The 9,175-nt window shown below is 70.7% G+C and carries 7 protein-coding genes; 4 read left to right on the forward strand and 3 right to left on the reverse strand.

Annotation, left to right across the window (positions count from 1 at the left end):
- Positions 1-1,397 (reverse strand): mycothione reductase (mtr, locus tag DPA01S_RS15275; RefSeq protein ID WP_061917627.1); only part of this gene is annotated, 1,397 nt, incomplete at its 3' end.
- 5 nt (positions 1,398-1,402) lie between these two features.
- Positions 1,403-2,446: an alpha/beta hydrolase gene (locus DPA01S_RS15280; protein WP_061227743.1), complete on the reverse strand. Its 1,044-nt coding sequence runs from the start codon at positions 2,444-2,446 to the stop codon at positions 1,403-1,405.
- A gap of 126 nt (positions 2,447-2,572) precedes the next feature.
- Here DPA01S_RS15280 and mqo point away from each other — a divergent pair, with 126 nt between their 5' ends.
- The 3 genes from mqo (at position 2,573) to DPA01S_RS15295 (ending at position 6,522) form a co-directional block, all read left to right on the forward strand.
- On the forward strand, positions 2,573-4,069 hold the full coding sequence (mqo, locus tag DPA01S_RS15285) for a malate dehydrogenase (quinone) (protein WP_082767600.1): 1,497 nt from the start codon (positions 2,573-2,575) through the stop codon (positions 4,067-4,069).
- Positions 4,070-4,204: 135 nt separating this feature from the next.
- Positions 4,205-5,431: a uroporphyrinogen-III C-methyltransferase gene (cobA, locus tag DPA01S_RS15290; protein ID WP_061227741.1), complete on the forward strand. Its 1,227-nt coding sequence runs from the start codon at positions 4,205-4,207 to the stop codon at positions 5,429-5,431.
- A 104-nt stretch (positions 5,432-5,535) separates the two neighbouring features.
- Positions 5,536-6,522 (forward strand): LLM class flavin-dependent oxidoreductase, encoded by a 987-nt coding sequence (locus tag DPA01S_RS15295; RefSeq protein WP_061227800.1) that lies wholly within the window; start codon positions 5,536-5,538, stop codon positions 6,520-6,522.
- Between the two features lie 98 nt (positions 6,523-6,620).
- Here DPA01S_RS15295 and DPA01S_RS15300 read toward each other — a convergent pair whose 3' ends face one another.
- Entirely contained in the window at positions 6,621-7,370 is a 750-nt protein-coding gene (locus DPA01S_RS15300; protein ID WP_061227740.1) for a YaaA family protein, read from the reverse strand.
- 57 nt (positions 7,371-7,427) lie between these two features.
- On the opposite strand from DPA01S_RS15300, the gene DPA01S_RS15305 reads away from it, so the two are divergent.
- On the forward strand, positions 7,428-9,175 hold a 1,748-nt coding region (locus DPA01S_RS15305; protein ID WP_061917630.1), incomplete at its 3' end, for a proline--tRNA ligase.

Consider the following 9,175-nt stretch of genomic DNA (forward strand, 5'->3'; position numbering starts at 1 on the left):
AAGCCGCGGTCGGGGAAGTCGAGCCCCAGCAGTGCGTTCTCGACCACCTCGGCCATCGCCGGGTGGATCCAGTACTGACGCCGCGCGAGATCGGGCACGGTGATCTCGAACTCCATCGCCTGGATGAGGATCTGGATGAGCGACGGCGCGTGGGCACCCATGATGTGGGCGCCGAGCAGAAGACCGGTCGCCCGGTCGGCGATCAGCTTGCAGCAACCGACCGAGTCCTCCATCGCCCAGCCGTACGCCACGTCGCCGTAGTCCTGGGTCTTGACGGTCACGTCGTACCCCGCGGCCCGCGCCTCCGACTCGGTGAGGCCGACCGACGCGATCTGCGGCCACGTGAAGACCGCGTACGGGACGTTGCTGTGGTGGAACGGGTGCAGATCGTCTGGGTGGCGCAGGTTGTGCCCGAGCACGCGCTGTTCGTGGTTGGCGACGTGCTTGAGCTGGAATGGCGAGCTCACGTCGCCCAGCGCCCACACCCCGTCGGCGGTCGTGCGGCCGTACTCGTCCACCCGGACCCGGTCGCCGTCCATCTCCACCCCCGCGGACTCGAGCCCGAGCAGATCGCCGTTCGGCGTGCGCCCGGTCGCCACGAGGAGCGCGTCGCCCGAGCAGCTCGAGCCGTCCTCGAAGGTGATCTCCACGCCCCGGCGGTCCTCACCGGTCGCGGTCATGCTGGTGATCTGCCGACCGAGTCGCACGTCCCAACGACGCCCGGCCGCCGCGGTGAACCGCTCCGCGAGCTCGCGGTCGAGATGCTTGAGCAGCACGTCGGACCGGCCGATGACGGTGACCTCCACACCCAGGGAGGAGAAGATGTGCGCGAACTCGCAGGCGATGAAGCCGGATCCCTGGATGACGATCGACTTCGGCAGCTCCGGGATACGCATCACGTCGTCGCTGGTGTGGTAGGCCACTCCTGCCTCGGTGACGATGTCGGGGACCGACGGACGGCCGCCGGCGGCGATGACGACGGAGTCGGCGGTGATGATCTCCCCGGTGCCGGTGTCAATGGTGCGCGGCCCGACGAACCGCGCGTGCCCGTCGTACACCGTGACGTTGTCGCAGCGGTTACGCCGGTAGTCCTCGCCGCTGTTGGCGATGGGGTCGATCCGGCGTTCGAAGACCCTCGAGACGATGTCCGGCCACCGGACGCCGTCGAGCGTCGAGTCGATCCCGTAGGTGGACGAATGGGTGACCGAGGTGGCCGTGTCCGCCGCGTAGACGAACATCTTGGTGGGGATGCACCCGACGTTGAGGCAGGTGCCGCCGAACGTCCCCTTCTCGCAGATCGCGACGGACTTGTCGGCGAACGACTCGTCGACCAGCGAGTTGCCGCTGCCCGTGCCGATGACGACGAGATCGAAGTGGCGCGAGGGGGTCTGTGTCATTGCGGTCAGGACTCCTTGGGGCGTGCGGACAGGGTCTGGTCGAGCCAACGCCCGAGATGATCGAAGACCACCTCGAGCACGTCGGCGCGGGAGAGGAAGACATCGTGGCGGGCGCGGTCGACGGCGACGTCCGTGACGTCCGCGGAGACGCGGTCGGCGAACCGTTGCATCGACCGGACGTCGAGGATGAGATCCGTGTCGACGTCGATCTCACCGCCGCGAGGCCTCATCCCCACCGACGACGCGGTCGAACGCAACAGCAGAACCGGCAACGGCAGATCGACGCCCGCCTGCAGGCGGCGCTGGGCGCGGCGTACCGCGGCGAGCCATCCGGCGCGAACACCGACTCCTCCGGGGGGTTTGAGGGTGGTATCGAAGTGGAAGTCACCGTCGTGATCGACGTGGGTGCTGATCACGTACCGGTCCGACGTGGGCAACGGGAGCCGGTAGAACGGGCGGACCGAGCCCAATGTCCGGATCACCGGATCGAGCACCGCCCGGGCGCGTTCCGGCACGTCGAGCTGGAACCAGGGGGAGTTCAGCACCACACCGACGACGGGCGCAAGCGCGGAGCGGTCGCGACGCCGCGCCAGCCACAGGGGGACCACCAGGCCACCCGTGGAGTGCGCGAACACGAACACGGGCACGCCCGGGTGCTCGGCGACGATCACCTCGAGCGCCTGATCCAGCTCGTCGTCGTACCTCTCCAGGTCCGTCGTGAAATGGGGCGTCACACCCTCCCGCCTCGACCGGCCACACTTGCGCAGATCGATGCCGTACGTCGCCGTTCCCCGCGCGGCGAGGAACTCGGCCAGGTGCGTGTGGAAGAAGTAGTCGGACAGTCCGTGGACCACGAGCGCCACGGCGTCCGGCCGGGCCGGCGCGTCCTCGTGCCGCACCAGGGTCGCCGAGATCGGCCCCTCGCCGTCCGGATCGGTCCCGAGCGGGAGCTCGCGCCGGCGATAGGACGGGCCCAGCAGATCGGGGATCCATCGCGGGTCATGTCCGTGGGCGGCGGGATCGGGGGAGTGCGGCGACACGACGACCATCCTAGTCCGGTGTGCCGCGGCGCCGTCCCCGTGAGTAGGCTTGTAGCCCTGTGGGCGCGGGCCCCAGAGGGACAGCCCCGCGTCGACGCGAGATTCGGGTCCACGACCAATGAGCGAGGGTAGCCGGTGACTTCAGACCAGGTGGCAAAGCACGGAACGACGGATGTGGCGCTCATCGGCGCGGGCATCATGAGCGCGACCCTGGGGGCGTTGCTGCGTCGGCTCCAGCCGGACTGGGACATCCAGGTATTCGAGCGGCTCGAGGGCCCCGCAATGGAGTCCTCCGACGCGTGGAACAACGCCGGCACCGGCCACTCCGCCCTGTGCGAGCTCAACTACTCGCCCAAGACCGCCGACGGCGACGTGGACATCACCAAGGCCGTGGGCGTCAACGAGAAATTCCAGGTCTCCCGCCAGTTCTGGTCCTACGCGGTGGAGAACACCATCCTCGGCGACCCGACGGAGTGGATCCGTCCCGTGCCGCACATGAGCTTCGTCACCGGCAAGGAGGGCCAGGACTACCTGCAGAAGCGGTACGACAAGCTCGCCGGGCACCCGCTGTTCCCGGGAATGGAGCACACCACTGACTTCTCCGAGCTGGAGCGGCTGGTCCCCCTCATGGCGAAGGGCCGCTCGCCCGAGCAGCCGTTCGCGCTGAGCCACTTCTCCAACGGCACCGACGTCAACTTCGGCGCCCTCACCCGTCAGTTCGTCAAGTACCTCACCCGCACCGGCACCGAGGTGCACTACCAGAACCAGGTCAAGGACCTCGAGCGCAACACCGACGGCACGTGGCGCCTCACGGTGACCAACCGCCACACGGGTGACGAGCGCACCGTCGACGCCAAGTTCGTGTTCGTCGGCGCGGGCGGCGGCGCACTGCACCTGCTGCAGAAGTCGGGCATCCCCGAGATCAAGGGCATCGGCGGTTTCCCCGTCGGCGGTCAGTGGCTGCGCTGCACCAACTCCGAGCTCGTAGACCAGCACCAGGCCAAGGTCTACAGCCAGGCCTCCGTCGGCGCGCCCCCGATGTCCGTTCCGCACCTGGACACCCGCGTCATCGACGGCAAGAAGGGCCTGCTGTTCGGTCCCTTCGCCGGCTGGACCCCCAAGTTCCTCAAGATGGGCAGCTTCCTCGACCTGCCGTCGAGCATCCGGCTCGGCAACCTCCTGCCCATGGCAAACATCGGTCTCACCGAGATGAGTCTGGTCAAGTACCTCATCACCGAGCTGGCCAAGAACCACGGCGCACGCGTCGAGTCCCTGCGCGACTTCGTCCCGTCCGCGCAGGAGGGCGACTGGGAGAAGGTCGTCGCCGGCCAGCGGGTGCAGGTGATCAAGCCCAACGGTCGCGGCGGCACCCTCGAGTTCGGCACCGCCGTGGTCAACGCCGCGGACGGGTCCATCGCCGGCCTGCTCGGCGCGTCGCCCGGCGCCTCCACCGCTGTCGACGCCATGGTCGACGTGCTCCAGCGCTGTTTCCCGAGCCGGTTCGCCGAGTGGAAGCCCGCGCTCGAGGAGATGATCCCGTCGCTGGGTCGCAAGCTCGCCGAGGAGCCGGCGCTGTTCACCGAGCAGTTCGAGCGGTCCACCCGGACGCTCAAGCTCGACCAGAAGGTCTGATCGACCGGCGCCGTCGCGCCGCCGTCCCGACGCCCTCATCCCCCGGCCGCCTCCTCGGCGAGGCCGGGGGATGAGTCGTCTCACACGGCCCGGGTCGACGACCGGGACGCCGCCGACGGCGGATAGGATCGGGGCATGATCCGGCCCGTGAACCCGTACCCCGTCGGCCTGGACCTCGAGGGCCGTCGCGTCGTGGTGATCGGCGGCGGATCCGTGGCGCAACGCCGCGTCCCCGTGCTACTCGAGGCCGGCGCGGTCGTCCACCTCATCAGCCCGGAGGTCACGCCCACTCTCCAGGGGCTCATCGACGCGGGCCGTGTCTGGTGGGAACCCCGCGAGTACCGGACGGGGGATCTCGAAGGCGCGTGGTACGCGGTGGCCGCGACCAGGAACTCCCTGGTGAACGCCCGCGTCGCCGCAGAGGCGGAGCAGTACCGTACCTTCTGCGTCCGCTCCGACGCCGTCACGTCCGGCACGGCCGTGACCCCCGCCGTCGTCCGGCGGGGCCAGATGCTCGTGTCGGTCCTCACCGGTGACCGCGACCGGACCGCCGAGGCGCGCGACGTCGTCGCGAAGGCCCTCGACGAGGCCGGTGCCGAGGCCCCGGAGGTCGACGAATCCCTGCGCGGGACCGTCGCCCTCGTCGGAGGGGGGCCGGGGGCGGACGACCTCATGACGGTCCGTGGGCGCCGACTGCTCGCCCGCGCCGACGTGGTGGTCGCCGACCGGCTGGCCCCGCAGCGTCCGCTCGCCGAACTACGCGCGGACGTCGAGATCGTCGACGCAGCGAAGATCCCGTACGGCCGCGCGATGGCCCAGGAGGCGATCAACGAGGTACTCGTGAACCGGGCGCGGGCCGGGAAGTTCGTGGTGCGGCTCAAGGGCGGCGACCCCTTCCTCTACGGACGTGGCTTCGAGGAGGCCCAGGCCTGCGCGGAGGCCGGGATCCCGTGCACGGTCGTGCCGGGCGTGTCCAGCGCGCTCGCCGTACCCGCCCTCGCGGGCATCCCCGTCACGAACCGCGGGATGACCCACGAGCTGACCGTCGTCTCCGGACACCTTCCGCCCGGGCACCCGGGTTCGCTCATCGACTGGGAGGCGCTCGCCCGGATGCGTGGCACGCTCGTCGTGCTGATGGGCGTCAAGAACTCGCCGGCGATCGCCGGGTCGCTCATGGCCGGCGGCCGGTCGCCCGAGACCCCGGCCGCGGTGGTCGTCGACGGCAGCCTCGAGGGCCAGTCGACATACCGTTGCACCCTCGGCACCCTGGCCGCGACCCTCTCCGAGCACGAGGTGCGGCCGCCGGCCATCGTCGTGATCGGCGACGTCGCCGGCCTCCCACAGGTGCTCGCCGCCGACTGACGCACCCGGTCGCGCCCGCGGCGCCGCGGTTCCGCGCCGACCTCCGGCATGATGGCGTCGTGGGCACACCCAAGAAGATCGGCTTCCTGTCCTTCGGACACTGGATGGACCATCCGGACTCCGCGGTCCGGTCCGCCTCCGACGCGTTGCTCCAGAGCGTCGAGCTCGCGGAGGCGGCGGAGGAGCTCGGCGCGGACGGCGCGTACTTCCGGGTCCACCACTTCGCCCGCCAGCTCGGGACCCCCGCCCCGTTGCTCGCGGCCGTCGGCGCCCGGACCCGTCGGATCGAGATCGGTACCGGCGTGGTGGACATGCGCTACGCCAACCCTCTCGGATTCGCCGAGGACATCGCCGCTGCCGATCTCCTCGCCGGCGGGCGCGTCCAGCTCGGGGTCTCCCGTGGATCGCCTGAGCAGGTGATCGACGGCTGGCGCTATTTCGGTTTCCGGCCCGGGGAGGGGGAGACGGACGCGGACATGGCCCGCCGCCACACGGAGGTCTTCCTCCGGGCGGTCGAGGGCGCGGCGTTCGCCGAACCCAATCCGCGTCCGATGTTCCCCAATCCGCCGGGTCTCCTGCGCATCGAGCCCCACTCCGAGGGCCTGCGGAAACGCATCTGGTGGGGCGCCGCCTCCGACGCTACCGCCCGGTGGGCCGCCTCGACGGGGATGCACCTCATGTCCTCCACCCTGAAGGCGGACGAGTCCGGAGAGCCGCTGCACGTCCAGCAGCGCCGGCAGATCGAGGCGTTCCGGGAGGAGTGGGCGCGCCACGACCACGGTTTCGCGCCGAGGGTCTCGGTGTCCCGGTCGATCGTCGCCATCACCTCCGACGCCGACCGGCGTTACTTCCTGGGCGGCGGGCAACGCGGAGATCAGTTCGGGGACATCGAACCGGGCCTGCGTGCGGTCTTCGGCCGCTCGTACGCGGCCGAGCCCGAGGAGCTGATCGAACAGCTCCGGGCCGACGAGGCGATCAGGGCGGCCGACACCCTGCTCGTGACCGTCCCGACCCAGCTCGGCGTCGACTACAACGCCCACCTGCTCGAGTCGATCCTCACCCATGTCGCGCCGGAGCTGGGCTGGCGCTGATCCCCGCCGGGTGACGGTGCCCCGCCCGGAGAGGCCTGCCTGGGGGGCCTGCCCGGGGAGGCCCGCCCGGGGGCGATGCACCGTGCGGGGTCGTCGGCTCAGGGGGCGGTGACCATCGTGACGACCGAGTCGGACTCGTGCTCGACCGTGTGGCCGGCACGACGTGCCACCCGGAGCAGCGAGGCGACGTCGTCCATCTCCGCCCGCGACGTCGCGAGGGTCCGCGCGAGCAGCCCCTTGTGGAACTTGGAGAAATGGGAGACCACCTTGCGGGTGCCGTCCGGATACTCCGTGACCACGTCGACCGTCACCGCGCCCGGGACCGGACCGAGCTGGTGGTAACCGCCCGAACGGAGGTCCACGACGAGGTCGTCGGCCCACGCCGAGGTGGCGGCGGTGAGCGACGGCTTCCACACCGAGCGAAGCGTCCCCAGCCCGGGCAGTTTCGTCGCCGCGGAGAGCCGGTAGTGGGGGATCGGGTCGGAGGCGCCGACGAGGCCGAAGAGCGCGGAGCCGATCCACAGGCGTGCCTCGGCCCGTGATCGCGCCGCGCCGCTCAGCGACGGCTGGTCGAGCGCGTCGTAGAGGACGCCCGTGTACCGGCTCAACGCCGGGGCGGTGGGGGACGACCACAACTGCGCGTTCAGCTCGACCTCGCCCGAGAGTCGCTCGCTCAACCCCAGAGCGGCGCGCGCGGCCTCCGGGTCACCGGTGCACAGGGAGACCAGCGACTCGACGACCATCTTCCGTGTGTCGCCGAGAGACGGTAGCGAGAGCGCCGTGAGATCGAGCGGGGCACCGGAGCCGCCGATGGACTTCGTCTCGGAAGGCGAGAGGAGGATACGCACCCGGCAGAGGCTACCGTCGGGCCGGTCCGGCACCCCCGGCGGCTACTCTGGATCACCGTGATCACGCGCCTGTCCCACCTGTTCCTCCGCACCCTCCGCGACGACCCGTCGGACGCCGAGGTCCTCAGCCACAAGCTGCTCGTCCGCGCCGGCTACATCCGCCGCGTCGCGCCCGGTGTGTACTCCTGGCTCCCGCTGGGGCTGCGCACGCTCAGGCGGGTCGAGCAGGTGGTCCGCGAGGAGATGGACGCCTTCGGCGCCCAGGAGATCAGCCTGCCCGCGCTCCTGCCCCGCGAGCCGTACGAGACCACCGGCCGGTGGACCGAATACGGTCCGGCCCTGTTCCGCCTCAAGGACCGCAAGGGCAACGACATGATGCTCGGGCCCACCCACGAGGAGCTCTTCACGCTCACGGTGCAGGGCGAGTACTCGTCGTACAAGGACCTGCCGGTCACCCTGTACCAGATCCAGACCAAATACCGCGACGAGGAGCGGCCCCGCGCCGGAATCCTGCGCGGCCGCGAGTTCGTGATGAAGGACTCCTACTCCTTCGATGTCGACGACGCCGGGCTCGAGCGCTCGTACCGGGCGCATCGTGACGCGTACCAGCGGATCTTCGACCGACTGGGCATCGAGTACGTCATCTGTGCGGCCACGTCCGGCGCGATGGGCGGATCGGCGTCGGAGGAGTTCCTCGCGGTGTCGGCCGCCGGAGAGGACACGTTCGTGCGATCGACGGACGGAGCGTACGCGGCCAACGTCGAGGCCGTCGTCACCCCCGCGCCCCCCGCACGTCCGCTGGAGGGCCTGCCCGAGGCGACCGTCCACGACACGCCCGACACCCCGACCATCGACTCGCTGGTCGCGTGGGCGAACTCCGCCGGTCTCGGCCGAGAGATCGGCGCCGCCGACACGCTGAAGAATGTGATGCTCAAGGTGCGCCGCCCCGGCGAGGAGTGGGAGCTCCTGGCGGTGGGCCTGCCCGGCGACCGTGAGGTGGACATGAAGCGGGTCGAGGCCGCCCTCGAGCCCGCCGAGGTCGCGATCCTGGAGGAAGCCGACTTCGCCGCCAACCCCTTCCTCGTCAAGGGGTACATCGGCCCCCGGGCGCTCCGGGACAACGAGGTCCGGTACCTGGTCGATCCCCGGGTGGTCGAGGGCACCGCATGGATCACCGGCGCCGACGAGCCGGGCCGCCACGTCGTGGACCTGGTGTGCGGGCGCGATTTCACGCCCGACGGGACGATCGAGGTCGCCGAGGTCCGCGAGGGCGATCCGGCACCCGACGGTCACGGCACCCTGACGCTCGCCCGGGGTATCGAGATCGGCCACATCTTCCAGCTCGGCCGCAAGTACACCGATGCCTTCGGGTTCGACGTGCTGGGGGAGAACGGAAAGCCCGCACGCGTCACGATGGGCTCGTACGGGATCGGCGTCTCGCGCCTGGTCGCCGTCCTCGCCGAGCAGTTCGCCGACGACAAGGGCCTCGTCTGGCCCGCGGAGGCCGCGCCGGCCGACGTGCACGTGGTGATCGCCAACAAGGACCAGGCCGCGATCGACGGGGCGGCGACCCTCGTGGAGGCGTTCGACCGGGCGCGACTCGAGGTCCTCTTCGACGATCGCAAGGCCTCACCGGGCGTGAAGTTCAAGGACGCCGAACTCATCGGCGTGCCCTGGGTCGTCGTGGTGGGTCGCGGCTGGTCCGAGGGGACGGTCGAGCTCCGCCACCGCGCCACCGGCGACGTCACCCAGGTGGCGGTCGACGGTGCCGCGGAGGAGATCATCCGGCTCATCGGCGCCGGGCA

The organism is Dietzia papillomatosis NBRC 105045 (genome assembly GCF_001570845.1).
GTDB classification, from domain to species: domain Bacteria; phylum Actinomycetota; class Actinomycetes; order Mycobacteriales; family Mycobacteriaceae; genus Dietzia; species Dietzia cinnamea.